The following is a 20,156-nucleotide window of genomic DNA, read 5'->3' as shown; positions in this document are numbered from 1 at the left end:
GCCGCCAAGCTCGTAGTTTGAGCGGCCGGAGCGAACCGCCTTTGACGGGCTGACGCGCCACAAACCAGCGATACCCTCTCTCGCAAGGTCACGGGCGGGATGTGCGCCCGGCGAACGGGAAGGTGACCCCGGCCGCGACAGCTTACTGGTTGCAGGCCGGTTCGCCCTGCTGTCCGCAAGACGGCTTCTTCTTAAGCTGCTGTGGCGGCTGCTCCTGCGGGAGACGCCGCTCTTGCATCTGCTGTCTCGGCTGCGCGCGGAATTCCGGCTTCGGCTCCGATCTCTGCGGCCGGAGCACCTGCTCGTTAGGCCTTTCCGGTTTCAACTGACGCTGCGCATTCTCGTTCGGCCTGATCTTGAAGTTGCGCTGGACGTTAACCTCCGGGCCGGCGGCGCCCTGTTCGCTGTTCTGCAGCCGGCGCAACGTCCTGCCCCTGTCGTTCCTGCCGGCGGAGCCCTGATTCTCGTCGGAGAACACGGCCGGATTGTTCCTCCTGAACCGTTTCTGCACGCCCGATCCGTTGTCGGTTGGCTCACCGTTGACGGTCGGCAGTCTGCGGAACTTCCTGCTCTTGTCGTTTCCGCTGGCCGGGCCTTGATCCTGCTTGGAGAACACCTCCGGATTGTTCTTCCTGAGCCGCTCCTGCACGCCAGGCCGATTTTCGGCCGGCGCACCGTTGACGGTCGGCACCTTGCGCAACTTCCTGCCCTTGTCCTTTCCACTGGCCAGGCCCTGATCGTTGGGTTCGACAGCGGACTGACCGGCGGACAAGTCCCTGCGCATCAGCTTTTTCGGTTTGCCGGTGTTCTGGTCCGAGAAGGCGTTCGGATTGTTTTTCCTGAACCTCTCCTCGGCACTCAGCCCGTTCTCGGCCGGAGCACCGTTGACGGTCGGCAGCTTGCGGAACTTCTTGCCCTGCTGAGCCGTGCCCTGCTCTCCGGTAACAGCAGCACCGGCATTTCCGGTCGCCTCTTGGTTGCCGCCTACGATGCCTTGCTTGCCAAGCTGCTTCCTGGACTTATTGCTGGGCAAATTCTCGCCGTTCAGCGCCGGCTTGCCGTTGACGAGCGGCAGCTTTTTACCGTTGGCTCCTGGCAGTGCGTGGTCGGTTTCAAGCTTGCCGGTCGACAAGTTCTTCGACAGCGGAGTCGCGGCACCAGGCTGCTGGCCCTGTATCACACGCTGGCCAGGCTTCTGCGGCAAGCCACCCTGTTGCTGATTGGACGGGGCCTGATTGGACAGGGCCTGACCGGACATGGCCGCTCTCTTTTTCAGCAGCGGCGGCAGCGCGACCCTGGCCGCCAGTGCAGCCGAGCCGGCCCCAACCGTGCCTCCGGCCGTGTTCTGGCCTGTAGTGAGGCCACCCTGAGCATTGTGATTGATGGTCTCGTTTTTGATCGTCGTGTTGATGTTGTTGATGACGGTCGTGTTGTGGATGTTGTTGAAGATGATGTCGTTCGGCGGCGGCACGATGTGACGCGGCGGGTTGATGAACGCAGGTATCGGCACGAACACCGGCGTTGGCAGGACGAAGACGTCGACCGGCGGCGGCGGCGCCACCAGCACGACGAAATCCGGCGGCGGCGGCGGCAGGAAGATCACCGCGATCGGCGGTGGCGGCTCGAAGTCGAAATCGGGATCGTCGAAATAGAGCACCGGCCTGTCGACGTAGACGATTTCCTCCTCCGGCGGCGGCGGCAAATCATACTCATAGACGGTGAATTCCTCCGGCGGCTCCAGGGCCGCATCGAAATGTTCGAGCCGCCGGCGCGCGTCCCAAGCATGCGGACCATGCGGATAGCGCCGCAAATAAGACCAATAGGCTTCCGGCGTGTCCTGCAGCCAGGTCTCGCGCCACGTCATCGCCTCGCGCCGCGCGGCGATGATGGCGCGCACGCGCTTGGCCATCGGATCGTGTGGATAAGCGCCGAGGAAATCCTCGTAGCCGCGCATCGTGTCGCGGTCGAGAGCCGCGACATAGGCGTCATGAGCGTTGAAGTCGCGGATCGCCCTGGTCCGATTGGACCGGGATTCGGCCTCCGAAACCCTGGGTGCGGGCGCGTCCGCGGCACGGTCGAAGAAGACGAACGGCGTGGTGATTTTCGAGGCGTTCCACGGCACTTCCGCACCTTGCGTCACCTCGTTGACGCGCAGTCGTGTGCGGTCGAACACGTCGTCAAGCGACAATCCGCCTTCGCGTATCATCTCGGCCAGCGCCTGGGCATAGGCGCCGTAGGGGCCTTTGCCTTCGGGCGCGACCGTTCCGGGAGCGGCGTTGAAGGCGATCAGCATGTTCGGATCGGGATCGACCAACGCAAGGCCGCCGGCCAGCGGCTCTTTCCACTTCGGGAAGGGATTTGGCCGCGCCGCGTCGAGCACGACGATGTTGACCTTCGTCGGCAATCCGGCCAGCGACTTGGTGACATCGGAGAGCCGCATCGCCTGAAGCGGCACGTCGGCTGGACTGGCAATCTGGGCATCGATCGGCAGGTAGTAATTCTCGCCTTCGAACTGCACGCCGTGGCCGGCGAGATAGACGAAGACAATCGCGTCGGGACCGGCGGCGGAGACCTTGCCGAGGAAATCACGCAATGCGCCGCGCAGCGATTCCTGATCGACATCGCGCGCCCCCACCACATCGAACCCCGCCGCCTGCAAGGTCTGCGCGATCAGGCCCGCATCATTGGCGGCGGTCGCGAGCTCGCCGGACTGATACGCGCCATTGCCGATGACGAACGCCAAGCGCTTTTCACCTTGCGCGAGGGCTCCGGTCGCGGAGCTGACCGCGAAAAAGATAAGAGCGACGATGAGGCCGACGAATTTCTGAAGCGTCTGCATGTCCGCTATCGCCATCGATTCATATTAGTAACGACGAATAGGCCGAAATGTTTCCCAAAGATGCGAAATTAGAAGCCCGCACAAAGGCGGCTTTAGGGCGCAATTTCGTCGAAAGAACAGAGGCTTCAGAAATTTCCTGCGAACCGGCGGTCGCGAACTACCGCCGCCGCTTCGGCTTCCCCAGCAGCGCAACCGCTTCGACATGGGGCGACCACAGGAACTGGTCGATCGGCGTCACGCTTTTCAAGGTGTAGCCGCCGTCGATGAGGATGCGCAGGTCGCGAGCCAGCGTTACCGGGTTGCAGGACACCGCGGCAATGAATGGAACATCCGAGCGGGCGATCTGCTTCGACTGGTCCTCGGCACCGGCGCGCGGCGGATCGAAGACCAAGCCGTCGAAGGCGTTCAACTCCTTGAACGTCAGTGGCCGGCGAAACAGGTCGCGACGCTCGCCCGTCACCCGCTTGATGCCTGTCGCGAAGCGGGATCCCCGGTCGAGCGCCGAAAGTGCGGCCGCATCGCCTTCGACCGCGTGCACTTCCGACGTCGCGGCCAACCGCAAGGCGAAGCTGCCGCAGCCGGCAAAAAGGTCGGCGACCTTTTTTGCACGTTTCAGATGTCCGCCGACGATCTCGGCCATGGTCTGTTCGGCTGCCTCGGTCGCCTGCAGGAAGGCGCCCGGCGGCAGCGCCACCGCGACGCTGCCGAACATGACGACCGGCTTCCTTGGCTCGATGACGATCTCGTCATCGATGGACAGTCTGGCAAAGCCCTGTGCAATGACAAAATTGGAGGCGATACGGCGCTGGTGTTCGCCGAGCTTGCCGGATTCATGCACCGCGATCTCGAGGCCGGAACCCGTAACGGTGACCGCCATCCGGAATGATTTGGTGGTGGCGCATATCAATTCGGCCAGCGCCCTCAGCTGGCCGAATGCCGCGACGATCTCGGGCAGTGAGATCGGGCATTCGGATATGGAGATGATCTCCGGCGACAGATGGCGATTGAAGCCGAGCAACATGCCTGTTTCGGTGCGCCGGGCGGCAAGCACCACACGGCGGCGCGACTGCGGTGCGCAGGCGACCAACTCTCCGATTTCGCACTCGATGCCCTTGCCCTTCAATGCGTGCACCACCTTTTCACGCTTCCACTGTCGGTAGGCTTCGGCTTCCAGATGCTGGAGGGCACAACCGCCGCATTCGGTGAAGTGGCGGCAGGCGGGTTCGATGCGCAGCGGCGAGGCCTCCACCACCGCCATCAGCGCCGCACGATCCCTTTCGCGCGCGGCGGTGACGGTCTCGCCCGGCAGCGTGAAGGGAATGAACAGATCGCCGCTTTCGGTTTCGGCGATACCGTCGCCCTGCGATCCGAGCTTTCGTATTGTGAAGCGTGCGCTCATCGGTCCTTGACCCCACCGAGCAGGAATTCGCGATTGCCGTCGCCACCTTCGATCGGCGACAGATGCAGGCCGAGCGAACGCCAGCCGGGAACGGCATCCAGCCAATCCTGCAGCAGGCCCGCGACACGGGCGGCATCGAAAGGATCCTTCAACAGACCCCCTTTGCCGATCGCCTCGCGGCCCGCCTCGAATTGCGGTTTGACCAGAAAGACCGCGCCGGCACCGGACTTGGCAAGAGCAAGCGCCGGCGGCAGCGCAAGTTTCAGCGAGATGAAACTGACGTCGGCAACGATGAAATCCGGACTGCGACCGGCAAGATCGGCGGCCGTGAGATCGCGCGCGTTCAGGCCTTCGATCACGGTTACGCGCGGATCAGCGCCGACATCAGGATGCATCTGGCCGTGCCCGACATCGATTGCCGTGACATGGGAGGCGCCGCGTTCGAGCAATACTTGGGTGAACCCGCCTGTCGAGGCGCCGATGTCGAGGGCTTCGCGGCCAGCGGGGTCGAGGCCGAAATGGTCCAGTCCACCGATAAGTTTGAGCGCCGCGCGCGAGACATAGCCTTGCGCCGGATCATCGATGACAACAAGGCATTGCGGCGAAACGTTCTGACCGGGCTTGCGGGCAATGGCGCCGTCAACCGTCACCGTGCCGCGCTCGACCGCGTCGCGGGCACGCGAGCGGCTGGCAAACAGCCCGCGGTGGACGAGCAGGTCGTCGAGCCGCTGGCGTGTGCTGGCTGGCAGAGGCGAATTCATCGGCCTTCTCTGACGAAAGCCTGCGGTGAAGGCAAGAACATTACACCGAACAAGGTGACGTCGTGCGAGGGCGGCTGGTGCAGCGAGCCAAGCCGCGGCTTGCGCGCATCGCATCTGGTCCGGCAGAATATTAGTCGAGGAGGACCCCCTGTTGTCGCAACACGGAGGACGAATGCTGATGGGAACCTGCCACTGTGGCGCGGCCCACTGGACCCTGGAAGGCGATCCCGGCCCGGTGACGGCCTGCAACTGCACGCTTTGCCGCCGCTATGGCGCGCTCTGGGCCTATGATTATGTCAACGAACGTATTCGCGTTTCAGGGCGGACGGCCAGCTATACGCGCGCCGGAAAGGACACGCCGTCGCTTGAAATCCTGTTCTGCCCGATATGCGCCTGCGTGCTGGCATGGCGCGGCTTGCGCGCCAGCGATTCTGGCCGAATACGGATCGCAGTCAATGTGCGGCTGGCACCACCCGAAGCCGTCGCCGACTTGCCGATCGACCATTTCGATGGCCTCGACACTTACGACGATCTGCCCCGCGATGGCCGCTGTGTGCGCGACATGTGGTTTTAAAAGATGGTCCGTAAAACCTGGCGCTCGACAGCGGGAGACAGACCATCGTCCCGGTTCCCCGACGCCTGTTCACCTGGATGCTTGGTCACAACAGCGGACGGAGGTGCGGGGTCCGGCAGCACCACAAGCTGCGGCACCTGCTTGTAGGAAAAGCCGCCGCGAATATCGCCAATCTTGCCGGCCACAATGCCTAGCGCCGCCTTTTCAAGATTGCGGTCGTAGGGTGTTTCGGCCGCGGCCGGCAAGACCGTCACGGCCAAGAAGGCCGCGCCGCACAGAAGCGTCTTCATTGTTGTTGTCTCCCTGCCTGACGCCGGTCTAGCAGGGTGCCGTTGAAAAACGGCCAAGGGACACAGTAAGCGAAACGCCAAACGGCAGCGTTAACAACGCGTTACAAAATAAAGCCGGCAAACTGATCCAAGCTGTTCAGGTTTTGATTCAGGCGCGCTGGGCGCGGACCGTATGGCCGAGGGCCGTGAAAACAGTGCGCACGATCCCGGCGGCGTCGAGGCCGGCGTCGGCATACATCTTCTCCGGCTTGGCGTGGTCGGTGAAGGCGTCCGGCAGTACCAGCGGGCGTACCTTCAGGCCATTTTCCAGCAGTCCTTCATGGGCAAGGAACTGCAGTACATGGCTGGCGAAGCCTCCAATAGCGCCCTCCTCCACCGTCACCAGCACCTCATGCGAGCGGGCCAGCCGGCGGATCAAATCCTGGTCGAGCGGCTTGGCGAAGCGGGCGTCGGCAACGGTGGTGGAAAGCCCGGCCGCGCCGAGTTCCTCTGCGGCGATGAGGCAATCCTGCAAGCGCGTGCCGAAGGACAGCAGGGCAACCTTGCTGCCTTCCCGGACGATGCGGCCTTTGCCGATCTCGAGAACCGAGCCGCGCTCGGGCATGTCCACGCCGACCCCGTTGCCGCGCGGATAGCGGAAGGCGATCGGCCCATCGTCATAGCTGGCGGCGGTGCGCACCATGTGGCGCAACTCCGCTTCGTCGGCGGCGGCCATCACGACAAAGCCCGGCAGGCTTGCCAGGAAGGTGGTGTCGAACGCGCCGCAATGGGTGGCTCCATCGGCGCCGACGAAGCCGGCGCGATCGATAGGGAAACGCACCGGCAGTTTCTGGATCGCGACATCATGGACGACCTGATCGTAGGCGCGCTGCAGGAACGTCGAATAGATCGCCGCGAAGGGCTTGTAGCCCTCCGTCGCCAGGCCGGCGGCGAAGGTCACCGCATGCTGCTCGGCGATGCCGACATCGAAGGTCCTCGACGGGAACACCTCGCCGAACAGATCGAGGCCGGTGCCGCTCGGCATGGCGGCGGTGACGGCGACAATGCGGTCGTCATCGCGGCCCTCCTGGATCAGGCTTTCGGCGAACACCTTGGTGTAGGCCGGCGCGTTGGCCGGCGCCTTGGCCTGCGCGCCGGTGATGACGTCGAATTTGTTGACGCCATGGTATTTGTCCGCGGCCGCTTCCGCCGGCGCGTAACCCTTGCCCTTCTGGGTGACGACATGGATCAGCACCGGACCCTTGCCGTTGTCGCGGACATTTTTCAGGACCGGGATCAGATGCTCCAGATTGTGACCGTCGATCGGGCCGATGTGATAGAAGCCGAGTTCCTCGAACAAAGTGCCGCCGGTGACATAGCCGCGCGCATGCTCGACCGCGCGGGTGATGGCTCGATCGGCCCGCTTGCCGAGGTAGGAGGTCAGTTTCTTGCCGAAGTCGCGCAAGCCGATATAGGCCTTGCCGGAAGCCAGGCGCGCCAGATAGGCGCTCATGGCGCCGGTCGGCGGCGCAATCGACATGTCGTTGTCGTTGAGGATGACGATGAGGCGGGCATCGAGCGCGCCCGCATTGTTCATCGCCTCATAGGCCATGCCGGCCGACATGGCGCCGTCGCCGATGACTGAAATGACATTGTTGCGGGCACCCGAAAGGTCGCGGGCGGCGGCCATGCCGAGACCCGCCGATATCGACGTCGAGGAGTGGGCGGCGCCGAACGGGTCATACTCGCTCTCGGCCCGGCGGGTGAAGCCCGACAAGCCGCCTTCCTGACGCAAGGTGCGGATGCGGTCCCGGCGTCCGGTCAGGATCTTGTGCGGATAGGCCTGATGGCCGACATCCCAGATCAGCCGGTCATCGGGTGTGTTGAAGACATAATGCAGCGCCACCGTCAGTTCGACCACGCCAAGGCCGGCACCAAGGTGGCCGCCGGTGTGGGAGACAGCATCGACCAGTTCGGCGCGCAGCTCGGACGCCAGTTGCGGCAATTCGCTCTCGGCCAGCGTGCGCAGGTCGGCCGGGACGCGAACCTTGTCGAGAAGCGGCGTATGCGGCGTTGCGTTCACGTTGGGCCCAGACTCTCTTTTCATCGGCGGGATAAGCCGCCGGCCGGCGAAAGTAAATGCGTGTCGGTGACGCGGATGGTCAGCCCCTCACCGCGCCGCTCAGCCTTCCGGTAGCGGAATGAACTCTTTCTCATCGCCAGGAACGATATCGAAGCGGCCGGTCTTCCATTCCTGCTTGGCCTGCTCGATGCGCTCCTTGGACGAAGAGACGAAATTCCACCAGATGTAGCGCTTCGAACCGAGCGAGGCGCCGCCGAACAGCATGAAATGCGCACCGGTTTGCGACGATATGACGATCTCGTCGCCGGGCCGGAACACCAGCAGCCGTTCGGCCGGAAAGACGTCGCCTGAAATCGAGACCTCGCCCTCCAGCGTGTAGATGGCGCGCTCTTCCGCATCGGCCGGGATTTTGACGCTGGCACCAGGCCCCAGCCGCAAATCGGCGTAGAGCGTGTCGGAATCTGCCCGCACCGGGGACCGCAATCCCTGGAAGTCACCGATGACGACGCGGCCGCTGACGCCTTCGGCATCGATCTCTTGAAGCCGCAGCGCCGCTGTGTTCTCGAACACCGGTGCAACCTCTTCCTTGCCATCCGGCAGAGCCAGCCAAGTCTGCAGGCCGGAGATCGACATCGGCGCGCCGCGCAATTCCTGCGGCGTGCGCTCGGAGTGGACGATGCCGCGGCCCGCGGTCATCAGGTTCACGTCGCCGGGCTCGATCACCATTTCGGTGCCGAGCGAATCGCGATGCCTGATCTTGCCATCGAACAGATAGGTCACTGTCGACAGGCCGATATGCGGGTGCGGACGGACATCGAGCGCCTGGCCGGCGCGCATGATCGCGGGGCCCATGCGATCGAAGAAAATGAACGGCCCGACCAGCCTTCTCTTGGCGGTGGGCAAGGCGCGGCGCACCTCGAAGCCGCCAATATCCTTGGCGTTGGGGATGACCATCAGCTCGATCTGGTCGCTGGCGAAGGCATCGCCGGCCTCAGGGTCTTTCCCCGGGAAGAAGCTCATGAACTCTCCTCATCAGCGCTCGGTGGCCGCTTTGGACATATCAGGCGAACCGGATCGCCGCCTTTGCTCTCAGTTTGGCCGCCACCTCTTCGCGATTGCGCGGGTGCTGGTGGGTTTCGAGGGAATCAAGCAATTCGCGCGCGGATGCCGCGATGGCTTCGACCGCATGATCGAACGCATGCTGGTTCTGTTTCGACGGTCGCGTCGTTCCGCTGAGCTTGCGGACAAACTGGAGTGCCGCGTCGCGGACTTCGTCATTGGTTGCCGGCGGATCAAAATTGAACAGGGTCTTGATGTTTCTGCACATCGCTTCCGTATCTCCTCTTGTCCGTTTCAATCGGGACGAGTTGTATCCTCAATCATGATCGTGTCCAAAAGTCGGTAAGGCTGCTCCGGGCCTATTCCGCGTCGAGCGGCTCGGTTCCAACCGGCTTGCCGTCGCGCGACAGCCTGATCTTCTCGACCTTGTCCTCGGCGGCCTTCAGCAACCGGTCGCAATGCACCTTCAGCGCCTCGCCGCGCTCGTAGATCCGGATCGACTGGTCGAGCGGCACGTCGCCACGTTCCAGATCATCGACGATCTTCTCCAGCGCGTCGAGTGCCTGCTCGAAGCTCATCGCCTTGACGTCTTCGTTGATCTCAGCAGTCATCATTCATCCTTTCATCAGTCGCCCGACATGGGCGGCGACCGAAAATGCCAATCCCTGCAGATCGTAGCCGCCCTCGAGCAGGCTGACGAGCCGGTTGCCGCTATGGCGCGCGGCACGCTGCATCAGCTGGCCGGTCGCCCAGTCGAAATCGTCCTCGGTCAGATTGATCTCCGCCAGCGGGTCGCGATGGTGGGCGTCGAAGCCGGCCGAAATGATGATCAGGTCGGGCGCGAAATTGTCGAGTGCCGGCAGCACGCGCGACAGGAAAGCATCGCGAAACACCTCGCTGCCGGTCTGCGGCGCCAGCGGCGCGTTGACGATATTGCCGGCGCCGGTCTCGTTCTTCGCGCCGGTGCCGGGATAGAGCGGCATCTGGTGCGTCGAGCAATAGAGCACCGAGGGATCGTCCCAGAAAATATCCTGCGTGCCGTTGCCGTGGTGCACGTCCCAATCGACGACGGCGACACGCTCGGCGCCATGCTTCTTCTGCGCATAGCGGGCAGCGATAGCCGCCGTGTTGAAGAAGCAGAAGCCCATGGCCGTGTTCTTTTCAGCATGATGGCCAGGCGGACGGGCCGCGACGAAGACATTGTCGGCGCGGCCCGCAAAGACGTCGTCGACGGCGGCATTGGCGGCGCCGATCGCCGTGATCACCGCCTGCCAGCTCTTCGGGCTGGCGGTGGTGTCGGCGTCGATGCGGGCGAGGCCTTCATCGGGAATGGCGGCGCGCACGCGCGCGGCGAAATCGGCGGGATGCGCGTAGAGGATGGTGGCCTCGTCGCCTTGCGGTGCCTCGACGCGGTCAAGCACGGCAAAAGCTTCGTCGTCGAGCACGCGCTCGATGGCGCGCAAGCGGTCGGGCCGCTCGGGGTGACCTGGCGGGGTGATGTGTTCGAGGAAGATCGGGTGCGTGTAGAGACGAGTGGCCATGTCCCCTATCTAGTGCCCCGGCGCCGTGATGGCCATGCGTTGCGGCTTGATCGCTGGGGAAAATCACGCCTGCGTCCATTCATGTCGCTGCGGGGATTGGCGTCGCCGGCCCTTCGGCGTAAGGTCGCCGCCACTGCCTGGTGCCTGCCGGACGGTTGTTTTAGCCGCATTCCGCGACGCCAAGTGATTCCACTTGGCTGCAAATGCTCTAGCGGGAGAATCGGGAACACGGTTTGATACCGTGGCGTGCCCAACGCTGTGAGGGGGACCGCGCCGGTAAATGCCACTGTCGATGACGGGAAGGCACCGGACGCGGGTTGATCCCGAGCCAGAAGACCGGCCTGGCAGGCATCGTCATCCGCATGGTCAGGCGGATGGCATCAGAGCGACGTGCGCCCTCTTGGACGCACGGAATCTGCTGCAATCGCAAGGGGACAAGCGATGCCGGAAGCTATGACCGCTCCAACGGGCGATGGATTTGATCAGATCGCGCGCGACGCGGTTTACCGCGCCATGTTCACGCGGCGCGATGTCCGCAGCCATTTTACATCGGAAGCGATCGACGACGAGGTGCTGGCGCGGCTGCTGCTTGCCGCCCATCACGCGCCATCGGTCGGCTTCATGCAGCCTTGGAATTTCATCGTCATTCGCGATGCCGCGCGACGGGCGCAGGTGCGCGACCTGTTCCTTGCCGCGCGCGAACAGGAACTGCCGGCAATCGAGGCGGACCGGCGGGCGCTCTACCGCAAGCTCAAGCTCGAAGGCATCTGCGAAAGCGCATTGAACATCTGTATCACCTGCGACCGTGAGCGCTCGAAAGGCTCGCCGTTGGGACGGTGGCACAATCCGGAAATGGATCTCTACAGCACGGTCTGCGCGGTGCAGAATTTCTGGCTGGCGGCACGCGCCGAGGGAGTCGGCGTCGGCTGGGTCAGCATCATCGAGGCGCAAGCGCTGAAAAGGCTACTGTCCATCCCCGACCACGTGACGCCGATCGCCTATCTCTGCGTCGGCCGTGTCTCGGAGTTCGCGCCAAAACCGGACCTCGAAACGCACGGCTGGGGCCGACGGCTGCCGCTGCCCGACCTGATCATGAGCGAGACTTTTTGCGGGCAAGGTGAAGCATCGCTCAAATCTACGGTGGCCCGCCTCAACACCGTCGCCGCTGCGCCGGCAAACCCCGCCGATCAGCGCGTCGCGCCGGCCGTGCCCCAGCGCGAACCGTCGAAGGTGGAGAGCGCCTTGCGCTTGAGTTCCCGGAACTTCGACGAGGCATCGGCCAGCCTGGCGTCCCAAGCGGCATCGGGCACCTGACCCTCGATGGTCTTGAAATAGACCTGCATCAGGCAGGCGATGGCGAACGGCTCGATGAACGCCGCCTTAAAGGCCCAGGCAAAGACGATGGCCAGAACGAAGGCCCAACCGGCGAGCTGTCCGGGCATGACGTAAAGAATGGCGGCTGCCGGGGCCAGCATCAGCAGGAAGATGACGAAGGAGACCCCCCACATGATCACGGCCAGCCAGACGGCGTTCTTGACCATGATCTTGCCGTTCTGGGCGTAGAGCACAACGCCTTGCCGCGCGGTCTCGAAGGGTGAGGACGAATTGATGCGGATGTTGTAGCCGAGAATGATCTCGTCGACATAGGTCAGCGACAGGCGGATCACCGTGTTGAGGAACGAGACCAGGCCGCTCAGGCCCGGAATGGGCAGGAAAGCCGCGATGCCGCCCAGCAGGCCGGTGATGGCGCGGATGGCGCCCTTGACCAGCTGGTCGACGACGAAAAGGATGTTCGCCTCGGCAAAACGCTCGGTCACAACCTCTTTCGCGTAGGCGATCTGGTTCTGGCCGTCGGGTACGTCGTGGCCGTCGATCAGATGCACCATGACGGCGATATGGCCTGCCTTGACGACGTAGAGGATGTATTCGCGGATCCAGTAGACAGCGATCGAGACGAGGCCGAAACCGACAATCCCGCCCCACATGGCAAAGGACAACGGCCCGTCGGGATCGGTGGAGATATGGCCGACGCCATAGCCGACCGAGGCACCCGTGCCGGTGGCCATGATATAGGCCAGCGTAATGCCGAAATAGACGATCATGCGAAAGACGATGAAAGGCCAGGTCCGCATCATGATGGACACCGACCTGCCGATATCGAAATCCCACATGCCCCGAATCCCCCAGAGGTGGCTGTGGAGGATGCGCCCAAACCGTCTATTGTCAATTGCGAGCGGTGGCGGAGCCCGATTGCGGGTCAGTTTGGCCGCGCTTCCGGCTTCTCGAGCAGGCCTTCGAGCAATTGCTTGAACGCGACCACCACCTTCCTCGACGTCGCTTCGGGATCGTTCGAGTTGGCGATCCGCTGCGCGGCCTGACTGCTCGCCCCGTTGATCAGCCGCGCCGCCGTCTCGGGATCGAGGCCCGCCACGACCACCCCCTCCTCTTGCAGCGCGGTCAGATGATCGGTCATTGAACCGACGCAGGCATTGGCATTCGACCACTGTGCCGGATCGCCCAGCACGGCCGGACCGTCCCGGAACATGATGCGCTGGATTTCCGGCTCCAGCGCCATTTCGATGTAGGTCGTGCATTCGTCGACGAAATGCTGCCAGCGGGTTGGCGCCCTCGACGCGACCTCATTCACCCGCGCGGCCATTTCAGCGTCGATTTCGGCGATGACTGCCTGCAGCAGTCCCTTCTTGTCGCCGAAGTGATGATAGAGGGCGCCGCGCGTCAGTCCGGCCGACGCGGTGAAATCGTCCATCGACGCTTCGGCATAACCGATGGTGCCAAAGGCTTGGCGCGCCGCGGCGATCAGCTTGGCACGCGTCTCGGCGATCATCTCCTTGCGGGGTCGGTGCATGCTCTGGCCTTATCTACATACGCTCCGTATGCCAATTGACATACGCGACGTATGGTCTATTTAACACTTATACGTCTCGTATGTAATTGTAGAATCGCCCCTTGTCGAGGAACAGGATCATGCAAAACCCCTACTCGGAAATCTTTCGCGCTCCTGGCGCCAGGGGCTTTGCCGCCGCCGGCTTCATGGCGCGCCTGCCGATCGCCATGGCGCCGATCGGCATCGTGGCGATGCTGTCGCAGACGCGTGGCGAATACTGGCTGGCGGGTGCGGTTTCGGCGACATTCGCCTTGGCCAATGCTTTCCTGGCGCCGCAAATATCGAGGTTGGTCGACCGCCTCGGCCAGACGCGGGTTGTCGTCCCCACCACGGTCATCTCCGTGCTCGCATTCGCGGCCCTGATCGCATCGGCCAATCAGGACTGGCCGGTATGGACGCTATTCGTGTCGGCATTGCTGGCCGCGGCGATGCCAAGCATGCCGGCAATGGTACGCGCGCGCTGGACCGAGATTTTCCGGGGCCGGCCCGAGATGAACACCGCCTTCGCCTTCGAGTCGGCGGCGGATGAACTGGTCTACATCGCCGGCGCATCGCTGTCGGTTGGTCTCAGCGCCGCGCTGTTCCCGGAAGCGGGCGTGCTCGTCAGCACGCTGTTCCTAGCCCTGGGCTCGACAGCCTTCATCCTGCAGCGTTCGACCGAACCGCAGGTGCGACCGGTGGACCATGGCTCAACCGGCTCGGCTATCCGCCTGCGGCCGGTTCAAATCATCACCTTCGCCATGATCTTCATCGGCGCGACTTTCGCGACGACGGAGGTGAGCACGGTGGCGATCACCAAGGAACTCGGCCAGCCGGGCGCCGCAAGTCTCGTCATCGGCGTCTATGCGCTGGGCTCCTTCGTGCTCGGCATCATCATCGGCGCGCTCAACCTGAAAGCACCGCTGCAGCGCCAGCTCGCCATCGCGGTCGCGTTGGTCGCGCTCGGCACACTGCTGCCGCTTACCGCCAGCACCGTGCCCGTGCTCGCGCTGACTGTCTTCATCAGCGGCGTGGCGATCTCGCCGACCTTCATCACCGCCTTCGGCCTGATCGAACGGCATGTGCCTGAGACGATGCTGACCGAAGGCATCACCTGGGTGACCACCGACATCGGCATCGGCATGGCGCTCGGTTCGTTCGCTGCCGGCGCGGTGGTGGATGCGTTCGGCGCCCAGAACGGGTTCTGGGTTTCGGTGGCATCGGGCGTTATCGCACTGGTCACGGTGCTGCTCGGCCAGCGCAGCCTCGCCACCCACGAATGCGAGTTGGATGGATGCGAGGCGGCAATCCCGGCCGAGTGACAGCCAGGATTTCTTGAGCTCAGATAATCTCGGTCTTGGCGATGTGGATGCCAAACCCTTCGAGACCGACATAATGGCGTTCGCGCGAGGCGATCAGGTTGATGGAGGAAATGCCGAGATCCTTCAGGATCTGCGCGCCAAGGCCGATCTCGCGCCATTCGCTCTCGCGCCGGCGCGCCTCTTCATGGTCCTCGCGATCGCCCGGCGCCGGCCGGTTGCGCTCCTGGTGGGCGACGCCGACCGAGCCCTCGCGCAGATAGACGATGACGCCGCGCTTGCGCTCGCCCATCGCCTTCATGATGCCGTCGAGGCGGTGGCTGGTGCCGAACACGTCGGTTACGACGTCCTCCGAATGCAGTCGCACCGGGACGTCCTCGCCGTCGCGGATATCGCCGAAGACGATGGCGACGTGATGCATCGTGTCCCAGGGCAGCGTGTAGGTGAAGACCTGCGCCTTGCCACCCAGCGTCTCGATATCGGAGCAGGCGACGCGCTCGACCAGCGTTTCCTTGCGCTGCCGGTAAGCGATCAGGTCGGCGACCGATACCTGCTTGAGACCGTGCTCCTCGGCGAAGGCCGCGACCTGCGGGCCGCGCTTGACGGTGCCGTCATCATTGACCAGTTCCGAGATCACGCCGATCGGCGGCAGGCCGGCGAGCTTGCAGAGGTCGACCGCGGCCTCGGTGTGACCCGAGCGCATCAACACGCCGCCTTCGCGCGCGATGAGCGGAAAGATGTGGCCGGGGCGGACGAAATCGGAGGCGCCGACATTGCCGTTGGCAAGGTTGCGCACGGTCAGCGTGCGGTCGTCGGCTGAAATGCCTGTCGTGGTGCCATGCTTGAAGTCGACGCTGACGGTGAAGGCGGTCGTGTGGGCCGAATCATTGTCGGCCACCATCGGCGCGAGGTTCAGCCGCTTGGCCTCCTCGCGCGGCATCGGTGTACAGACGATGCCCGACGTGTTGCGCACGATGAAGGCCATCTTCTCCGGCGTGCAGTGGACGGCGGCGACAATCAGGTCGCCCTCGTTCTCACGCCCGTCATCGTCCATGACGACGACGATCTCGCCGCGTTCGAAGGCCCGAATTGCTTCGACGATTTTCTTCTGGTCGTAAGGCATAAAGCGCTCGTTTCACTCGCAGGGAGTAGGGGAATAGGATAGTGCCGGAGTAGGGAAAAGGAAAATTTGGCCGTTTCGGCGTGGCAGCCAAGCTTAGTCCCCTATTCCTTATCCCCTTCCTGTCTGTCCTCGGTGCCGCAGATAGTGGTCGGCGATGGCGCAGGCAACCATGGCCTCGCCGATCGGCACGGCGCGGATGCCGACGCAAGGGTCGTGGCGACCCTTGGTCATCACCTCTACGTCGTTGCCGTCCTTGTCGATCGATTTGCGCGGCGTAAGGATCGACGACGTCGGCTTCACGGCAAAGCGCGCGACGATCGCCTGGCCGGTGGAGATGCCGCCGAGTATGCCGCCGGCATTGTTGGACAGGAACACCGGCCTGCCATCATTGCCCATGCGCATCTCGTCGGCATTCTGTTCCCCGGTGATGCGGGCGGCCTCGAAGCCGTTGCCGATCTCGACGCCCTTGACGGCGTTGATCGACATCAGGCCGGAGGCAATGTCCTGGTCGAGCTTGGCGTAAATCGGCGCGCCGAGGCCAGGAGGCACACCGTCAGCGACGATCTCGATCACCGCGCCGACCGAGGAGCCGGCCTTGCGGATGCCGTCGAGATACTGGGTGAAAACAGAAACGGAAGCCGGGTCCGGGGTGAAGAACGGATTTTCCGCATCGCCGATGAAATTCCAGTTCCAGTTGGCGCGGTCGATCGACTTTTCGCCCATCGACACCAGCGCGCCGCGCACCACCATGCCCGGCACCACCTTGCGGGCGAGCGCGCCGGCGGCGACCCTGGCCGCGGTCTCGCGCGCGGAAGAGCGGCCGCCACCGCGATAGTCCCGTACGCCGTATTTGACCTCGTAGGTGTAGTCGGCATGGCCCGGCCGGAACTGGCGGGCGATCTCGCCATAGTCCTTCGAGCGCTGATCGACATTCTCGATCAACATCGACACCGGCGTGCCGGTGGTGATCATCGTCGCGCCGTCCTCGTCGAGGACGAAGCCTGAGAGGATCTTCACTTCGTCCGGCTCGCGGCGTTGGGTGACGAAGCGCGATTGGCCGGGTCGGCGCTTGTCGAGTTCGGCCTGGATTTCATCGCGCGTGAAACGGATACCCGGCGGACAGCCATCGACGACGCAGCCGAGCGCCGCGCCATGGCTCTCGCCCCAGGTGGTGACGCGGAAAAGATGGCCAAACGTGTTGTGAGACATGGAAAGTGCCCTGCCCGGCATCGAAACCGGCTGAAGCCAGCCTTCTATTGGCGTTTTCCACAGTGGTCAAACTGTGATCTGGCGGATTTAGTTTTGACACATTCGGTTGGTTTCTGCTCTGCTCCATTCGCCGTTGAGGATCCGCCGCCACCCAGGCCGGCGCAATGACCAAAGAGGACGATGATGCGTACCCTGATTGGCGCTGTTGCCGCCACGCTGCTGCTTTCCACCGCCGCCTTTGCCGGCCAGACCGAAGGCCTGATCAAGAAGGTCGACAAGGACGCGTTGACGCTGACGCTTGATGACGGCAAATCCTACAAGCTGAACGCCGAGACCGATCTCGACGCGCTGAAGCCAGGCATGGACATCGTCATCGCTTACGATGTGACCGATGGCGAAAACGTCGTCACCGACATGCAGTTGCCGGGAGACAGCGACACGAACTAAAGCGCGTCGCGTCGAAACGGATTCATGCGACACGCTTTAGGTCTTGTTTTGTGCATGTCGTCTTCCCCAAAACCGGGTCACTTTTGGGCGACATGCATTAGGAATTGGCCTTTGCCAGCGTCCTAAAGCCACTCCAGGCTGTTGCCTTCAAGTTTGAGCACGCGATCGTGCGGTATCTCCAGGTTCGCGGCCTCGTCCTCGGGCCTATCAAGCACGAAGCGAAACAGGGCGCGCATGACACCGCCATGCGTGACACAGATCGTCTTGCGGTCGATCTCGTCGAACCATGGCTTCACCCGCTCAAGCAGCATCTGGTAGCTCTCGGCACCTTCGCCCGGCGGCTGAAAATTCCATTTGTCGCGAGCACGCGTCCTGCTTGCCCCGGGAGAACGCGTATCGAGCTCGGCAAATGTAAAGCCCTGCCAATCGCCGAAATTGACTTCAATGAGCCTGACATCGGTTCGATAGGCGAGCGGATCGAGCTTCATGGCGGCGCGGATGCGTTCCATCGTCTCGCGCGTCCGTCTCATCGGGCTCGCGACGAAGTCGAACTCGTTGGGATCGCCGATGAGTTCGGCCAGCCGATGGCCGTTTCTGGTCGCCTGCTCGCGGCCGAGGGCATTGAGATCGGTGTCGGCCTGGCCCTGAAGCCGGAACTCGGCGTTCCACGCGGTCTGGCCGTGGCGCACGATATAAACCAGCGGGTACATCAGCTCTTCCGGAGATCGGGCCAGGGCCTGGACGGAGGATAGGCGGAGAGAACTAATCCTTGACCGTCGAAATATCCGGCGCGTCGACCGCCTTCATGCCGACGACATGATAGCCGGAATCGACATGGTGCACCTCGCCGGTGACGCCACGCGACAGGTCGGACAGGAAATAGACGCCGGAATCGCCGACTTCTTCCTGCGTGACTGTCTGCTTCAGCGGCGAATTGTATTCGTTCCACTTCAGGATGTAGCGGAAATCGCCGATGCCGGAGGCGGCAAGCGTCTTGATCGGGCCGGCGGAAATCGCGTTGACGCGGATCTTCTTGGCGCCGAGATCAACCGCGAGGTAACGCACGCTGGCCTCGAGTGCCGCCTTGGCGACGCCCATGACGTTATAGTGCGGCATTACCTTCTCGGCGCCGTAATAGGTCAGCGTCAGCAGCGACCCGCCCTCGGTCATCAGCGCTTCGGCACGCTTGGCGATGGTGGTGAAGGAATAGACCGAAATGTCCATGGTGCGCAGGAAATTGTCGCGCGTCGTCTCGACATAGCGGCCGGTCAGCTCGTCCTTGTCGGAAAAAGCGATGGCGTGGACGAGGAAGTCGAGCTTGCCCCAGTGCTTGGCGACATTGGCGAAAACCTCGTCCAAGCTCGCGGGATCGGTGACGTCGCAATGGCCGGCGACAAAGGCGCCCAGTTCCGCCGCCAGCGGCTCGACGCGCTTCTTGAAGGCTTCGCCCTGATAGGTCAGTGCGATCTCGGCGCCGTGATCGACGCAGGCCTTGGCAATGCCATAGGCGATCGACCTGTTATTGGCGACGCCAAGAATAAGGCCGCGCTTGCCGGCCATTAGGCCCTGTCCACCCGCCATGTCAGCGCTCTCCGCAAGGTTTCTGCTTTGTGGAGTGCCTATCGCACAGGCACACAGCCCCTTCAAGCGTTCAAACCGGACAGTTCGGGGGACAAAAGCTCTTGATCAGCCTTTTTGGCCGCGCAACAGCGATTCCAGCGCGCTGTCGCCGCCTTCCGGCAGCATGATACGCACATGGGCGTAGAGGTCGCCATGGCCGCCGGCTTTCTCGGGCAAGCCCCTGCCCTTGAGCCGCAGGACCTTGTCCGAACTCGACCAGGCGGGAACGTTGACAGCGAGCCTGCCGGTCGGCGTCTCGACCGGCACCTTGGCGCCCAGCACGGCATCGGCCAGCGAAACCGGCAGATCGGCGTGCAGGTCGCGACCCTCGATGCGGTAGCGCGGATGGCGGCGGATGTGGATCTTGACCAGTGCGTCGCCGGGCTGACCCGGTCCCTGCTCGCCCTGGCCTTTCAACCGGATGGTCTGGCCATCCTCGACATAGGCCGGCAGCTTGACCGCCACCTTGCGGCCATCCGGGAACATCGCCGTGACCTTTTCGGCGTTCGCAGCTTCCTCGATGGTGACGTCGAGCGTGACGTTCAGGTCAGCTGATGTCGCCGGCTGGCGGCGGTCGCCTGCGCCTGGCCCGCGCGCGCCTGAAAAGGCATCGCCGAAAATCTGGCTGAAGATGTCGCTGTTGCCGTCGAACGGATCGCCGCCGGGGCGGCCCGAGCGAAACTCGAATCGCGAGCCGCCGGCGCCCTGTTGCTGGCGGCGAAACCCGGCAAAGGGGTCGCTACCACCGGCCGCACCTTCAAAACCCTGGAAACGCGGCTTGCCATCGGCATCGATCTCGCCACGATCGAAAGCGGCACGGTTCTTCTCGTCGCCGATGACCTCGTAGGCCTGATTGGCCGCGGCAAAACGGTCCTTCGCCTTGGGATCATTCGGATTCTGGTCCGGATGATGTTTCTTGGCGAGTTTCCGATACGCCGATTTTATGTCCTTGGCCGATGCGTTCTTTGCAACGCCCAGCACCTCATAGGGGTCGCGCATGCTTCCTGCCCTGGAAAAGGAGTGAGTCCA

General features: G+C 63.5%; 19 protein-coding genes, 1 pseudogene and 1 riboswitch. Of the genes and pseudogenes, 4 read left to right on the top strand and 16 right to left on the bottom strand.

Annotation, left to right across the window (positions count from 1 at the left end; genetic code table 11):
- Positions 1–142 precede the first annotated feature (142 nt).
- The 3 genes from O7B34_RS12675 to O7B34_RS12665 form a co-directional block, all read right to left on the bottom strand.
- Positions 143–2,839, bottom strand: a complete 2,697-nt coding sequence (locus tag O7B34_RS12675) for a caspase family protein (RefSeq protein WP_337146362.1) — start codon at positions 2,837–2,839, stop codon at positions 143–145.
- A 157-nt stretch (positions 2,840–2,996) separates the two neighbouring features.
- Complete coding sequence (locus tag O7B34_RS12670; RefSeq protein ID WP_337146361.1) at positions 2,997–4,238, bottom strand: class I SAM-dependent RNA methyltransferase; 1,242 nt, start codon at positions 4,236–4,238, stop codon at positions 2,997–2,999.
- Complete coding sequence (locus O7B34_RS12665) at positions 4,235–4,999, bottom strand: TlyA family RNA methyltransferase (protein ID WP_337146360.1); 765 nt, start codon at positions 4,997–4,999, stop codon at positions 4,235–4,237. The genes O7B34_RS12670 and O7B34_RS12665 overlap by 4 nt, the downstream gene beginning before the upstream one ends.
- A gap of 172 nt (positions 5,000–5,171) precedes the next feature.
- Here O7B34_RS12665 and O7B34_RS12660 point away from each other — a divergent pair, with 172 nt between their 5' ends.
- Positions 5,172–5,573, top strand: a complete 402-nt coding sequence (locus tag O7B34_RS12660; protein WP_140716845.1) for a GFA family protein — start codon at positions 5,172–5,174, stop codon at positions 5,571–5,573.
- Here the strand turns inward: O7B34_RS12660 and O7B34_RS12655 are convergent.
- From O7B34_RS12655 to O7B34_RS12630, 6 genes are all read right to left on the bottom strand, one after another.
- Complete coding sequence (locus O7B34_RS12655; protein WP_337146359.1) at positions 5,570–5,863, bottom strand: hypothetical protein; 294 nt, start codon at positions 5,861–5,863, stop codon at positions 5,570–5,572. The two genes, O7B34_RS12660 and O7B34_RS12655, sit on opposite strands and share 4 nt — an antisense overlap.
- 148 nt (positions 5,864–6,011) lie before the next feature.
- Positions 6,012–7,949 (bottom strand): 1-deoxy-D-xylulose-5-phosphate synthase, encoded by a 1,938-nt coding sequence (gene dxs / locus O7B34_RS12650; protein ID WP_337146358.1) that lies wholly within the window; start codon positions 7,947–7,949, stop codon positions 6,012–6,014.
- A 75-nt stretch (positions 7,950–8,024) separates the two neighbouring features.
- Complete coding sequence (locus O7B34_RS12645) at positions 8,025–8,945, bottom strand: pirin family protein (RefSeq protein ID WP_337146357.1); 921 nt, start codon at positions 8,943–8,945, stop codon at positions 8,025–8,027.
- Between the two features lie 40 nt (positions 8,946–8,985).
- Positions 8,986–9,252 carry a DUF2277 domain-containing protein gene (locus O7B34_RS12640; protein WP_027035955.1) on the bottom strand — a complete coding sequence of 89 codons (267 nt, stop codon included), beginning with the start codon at positions 9,250–9,252 and terminating at the stop codon, positions 8,986–8,988.
- 91 nt (positions 9,253–9,343) lie between these two features.
- Entirely contained in the window at positions 9,344–9,595 is a 252-nt protein-coding gene (locus O7B34_RS12635; protein ID WP_337146423.1) for an exodeoxyribonuclease VII small subunit, read from the bottom strand.
- A 3-nt stretch (positions 9,596–9,598) separates the two neighbouring features.
- The gene (locus O7B34_RS12630) at positions 9,599–10,525 is read right to left on the bottom strand and encodes a histone deacetylase family protein (protein ID WP_337146356.1); all 927 of its coding nucleotides are present in this window, start codon (positions 10,523–10,525) and stop codon (positions 9,599–9,601) included.
- A gap of 178 nt (positions 10,526–10,703) precedes the next feature.
- Positions 10,704–10,884: riboswitch (cobalamin riboswitch) on the top strand.
- Between the two features lie 82 nt (positions 10,885–10,966).
- On the opposite strand from O7B34_RS12630, the pseudogene bluB reads away from it, so the two are divergent.
- Positions 10,967–11,545: pseudogene (gene bluB / locus O7B34_RS12625) on the top strand (5,6-dimethylbenzimidazole synthase); the annotation flags it as partial.
- A 167-nt stretch (positions 11,546–11,712) separates the two neighbouring features.
- Here the strand turns inward: bluB and O7B34_RS12620 are convergent.
- The gene (locus O7B34_RS12620; RefSeq protein ID WP_027142342.1) at positions 11,713–12,696 is read right to left on the bottom strand and encodes a hypothetical protein; all 984 of its coding nucleotides are present in this window, start codon (positions 12,694–12,696) and stop codon (positions 11,713–11,715) included.
- 86 nt (positions 12,697–12,782) lie between these two features.
- Positions 12,783–13,391 carry a TetR/AcrR family transcriptional regulator gene (locus tag O7B34_RS12615; RefSeq protein ID WP_337146355.1) on the bottom strand — a complete coding sequence of 203 codons (609 nt, stop codon included), beginning with the start codon at positions 13,389–13,391 and terminating at the stop codon, positions 12,783–12,785.
- Between the two features lie 119 nt (positions 13,392–13,510).
- Between O7B34_RS12615 and O7B34_RS12610 the strand changes: the two genes are divergently transcribed.
- Positions 13,511–14,731: an MFS transporter gene (locus tag O7B34_RS12610; protein ID WP_337146354.1), complete on the top strand. Its 1,221-nt coding sequence runs from the start codon at positions 13,511–13,513 to the stop codon at positions 14,729–14,731.
- A 19-nt stretch (positions 14,732–14,750) separates the two neighbouring features.
- Here O7B34_RS12610 and ribB read toward each other — a convergent pair whose 3' ends face one another.
- Both ribB and aroC read right to left on the bottom strand, forming a co-directional pair.
- Positions 14,751–15,851 carry a 3,4-dihydroxy-2-butanone-4-phosphate synthase gene (ribB, locus tag O7B34_RS12605; protein WP_027142339.1) on the bottom strand — a complete coding sequence of 367 codons (1,101 nt, stop codon included), beginning with the start codon at positions 15,849–15,851 and terminating at the stop codon, positions 14,751–14,753.
- A gap of 108 nt (positions 15,852–15,959) precedes the next feature.
- Positions 15,960–17,060, bottom strand: a complete 1,101-nt coding sequence (gene aroC / locus O7B34_RS12600) for a chorismate synthase (RefSeq protein WP_337146353.1) — start codon at positions 17,058–17,060, stop codon at positions 15,960–15,962.
- A gap of 183 nt (positions 17,061–17,243) precedes the next feature.
- Here aroC and O7B34_RS12595 point away from each other — a divergent pair, with 183 nt between their 5' ends.
- Entirely contained in the window at positions 17,244–17,507 is a 264-nt protein-coding gene (locus tag O7B34_RS12595; protein ID WP_023783490.1) for a DUF1344 domain-containing protein, read from the top strand.
- Between the two features lie 122 nt (positions 17,508–17,629).
- On the opposite strand, the gene O7B34_RS12590 is transcribed toward O7B34_RS12595, so the two are convergent.
- The 3 genes from O7B34_RS12590 to O7B34_RS12580 all read right to left on the bottom strand — a co-directional run bounded on the left by O7B34_RS12590 (position 17,630) and on the right by O7B34_RS12580 (position 20,126).
- The gene (locus O7B34_RS12590; RefSeq protein ID WP_337146352.1) at positions 17,630–18,217 is read right to left on the bottom strand and encodes a histidine phosphatase family protein; all 588 of its coding nucleotides are present in this window, start codon (positions 18,215–18,217) and stop codon (positions 17,630–17,632) included.
- A 52-nt stretch (positions 18,218–18,269) separates the two neighbouring features.
- A complete protein-coding gene (gene fabI / locus O7B34_RS12585; protein WP_015318818.1) occupies positions 18,270–19,088 on the bottom strand; it encodes an enoyl-ACP reductase FabI in 819 nt (272 codons plus the stop codon).
- 105 nt (positions 19,089–19,193) lie between these two features.
- Entirely contained in the window at positions 19,194–20,126 is a 933-nt protein-coding gene (locus tag O7B34_RS12580; RefSeq protein ID WP_337146351.1) for a J domain-containing protein, read from the bottom strand.
- Positions 20,127–20,156: the final 30 nt, after the last annotated feature.

Origin of the sequence: Mesorhizobium sp. Cs1299R1N3, from assembly GCF_037179625.1 — a bacterium.
Lineage (GTDB): Bacteria > Pseudomonadota > Alphaproteobacteria > Rhizobiales > Rhizobiaceae > Mesorhizobium > Mesorhizobium salmacidum.
Note: the sequence above shows the minus strand (reverse complement) of the source record. Positions and strands in the feature narration are given on the sequence as shown.

Coding starts and splice junctions, on each gene's coding strand:
- O7B34_RS12675 (WP_337146362.1), bottom strand. CDS start 2,839: ATGCAGACGCTTCAGAAATTCGTCGGCCTCATCGTCGCTCTTATCTTT.
- O7B34_RS12670 (WP_337146361.1), bottom strand. CDS start 4,238: ATGAGCGCACGCTTCACAATACGAAAGCTCGGATCGCAGGGCGACGGT.
- O7B34_RS12665 (WP_337146360.1), bottom strand. CDS start 4,999: ATGAATTCGCCTCTGCCAGCCAGCACACGCCAGCGGCTCGACGACCTG.
- O7B34_RS12660 (WP_140716845.1), top strand. CDS start 5,172: ATGCTGATGGGAACCTGCCACTGTGGCGCGGCCCACTGGACCCTGGAA.
- O7B34_RS12655 (WP_337146359.1), bottom strand. CDS start 5,863: ATGAAGACGCTTCTGTGCGGCGCGGCCTTCTTGGCCGTGACGGTCTTG.
- dxs (WP_337146358.1), bottom strand. CDS start 7,949: ATGAAAAGAGAGTCTGGGCCCAACGTGAACGCAACGCCGCATACGCCG.
- O7B34_RS12645 (WP_337146357.1), bottom strand. CDS start 8,945: ATGAGCTTCTTCCCGGGGAAAGACCCTGAGGCCGGCGATGCCTTCGCC.
- O7B34_RS12640 (WP_027035955.1), bottom strand. CDS start 9,252: ATGTGCAGAAACATCAAGACCCTGTTCAATTTTGATCCGCCGGCAACC.
- O7B34_RS12635 (WP_337146423.1), bottom strand. CDS start 9,595: ATGACTGCTGAGATCAACGAAGACGTCAAGGCGATGAGCTTCGAGCAG.
- O7B34_RS12630 (WP_337146356.1), bottom strand. CDS start 10,525: ATGGCCACTCGTCTCTACACGCACCCGATCTTCCTCGAACACATCACC.
- O7B34_RS12620 (WP_027142342.1), bottom strand. CDS start 12,696: ATGTGGGATTTCGATATCGGCAGGTCGGTGTCCATCATGATGCGGACC.
- O7B34_RS12615 (WP_337146355.1), bottom strand. CDS start 13,391: ATGCACCGACCCCGCAAGGAGATGATCGCCGAGACGCGTGCCAAGCTG.
- O7B34_RS12610 (WP_337146354.1), top strand. CDS start 13,511: ATGCAAAACCCCTACTCGGAAATCTTTCGCGCTCCTGGCGCCAGGGGC.
- ribB (WP_027142339.1), bottom strand. CDS start 15,851: ATGCCTTACGACCAGAAGAAAATCGTCGAAGCAATTCGGGCCTTCGAA.
- aroC (WP_337146353.1), bottom strand. CDS start 17,060: ATGTCTCACAACACGTTTGGCCATCTTTTCCGCGTCACCACCTGGGGC.
- O7B34_RS12595 (WP_023783490.1), top strand. CDS start 17,244: ATGCGTACCCTGATTGGCGCTGTTGCCGCCACGCTGCTGCTTTCCACC.
- O7B34_RS12590 (WP_337146352.1), bottom strand. CDS start 18,217: ATGTACCCGCTGGTTTATATCGTGCGCCACGGCCAGACCGCGTGGAAC.
- fabI (WP_015318818.1), bottom strand. CDS start 19,088: ATGGCGGGTGGACAGGGCCTAATGGCCGGCAAGCGCGGCCTTATTCTT.
- O7B34_RS12580 (WP_337146351.1), bottom strand. CDS start 20,126: ATGCGCGACCCCTATGAGGTGCTGGGCGTTGCAAAGAACGCATCGGCC.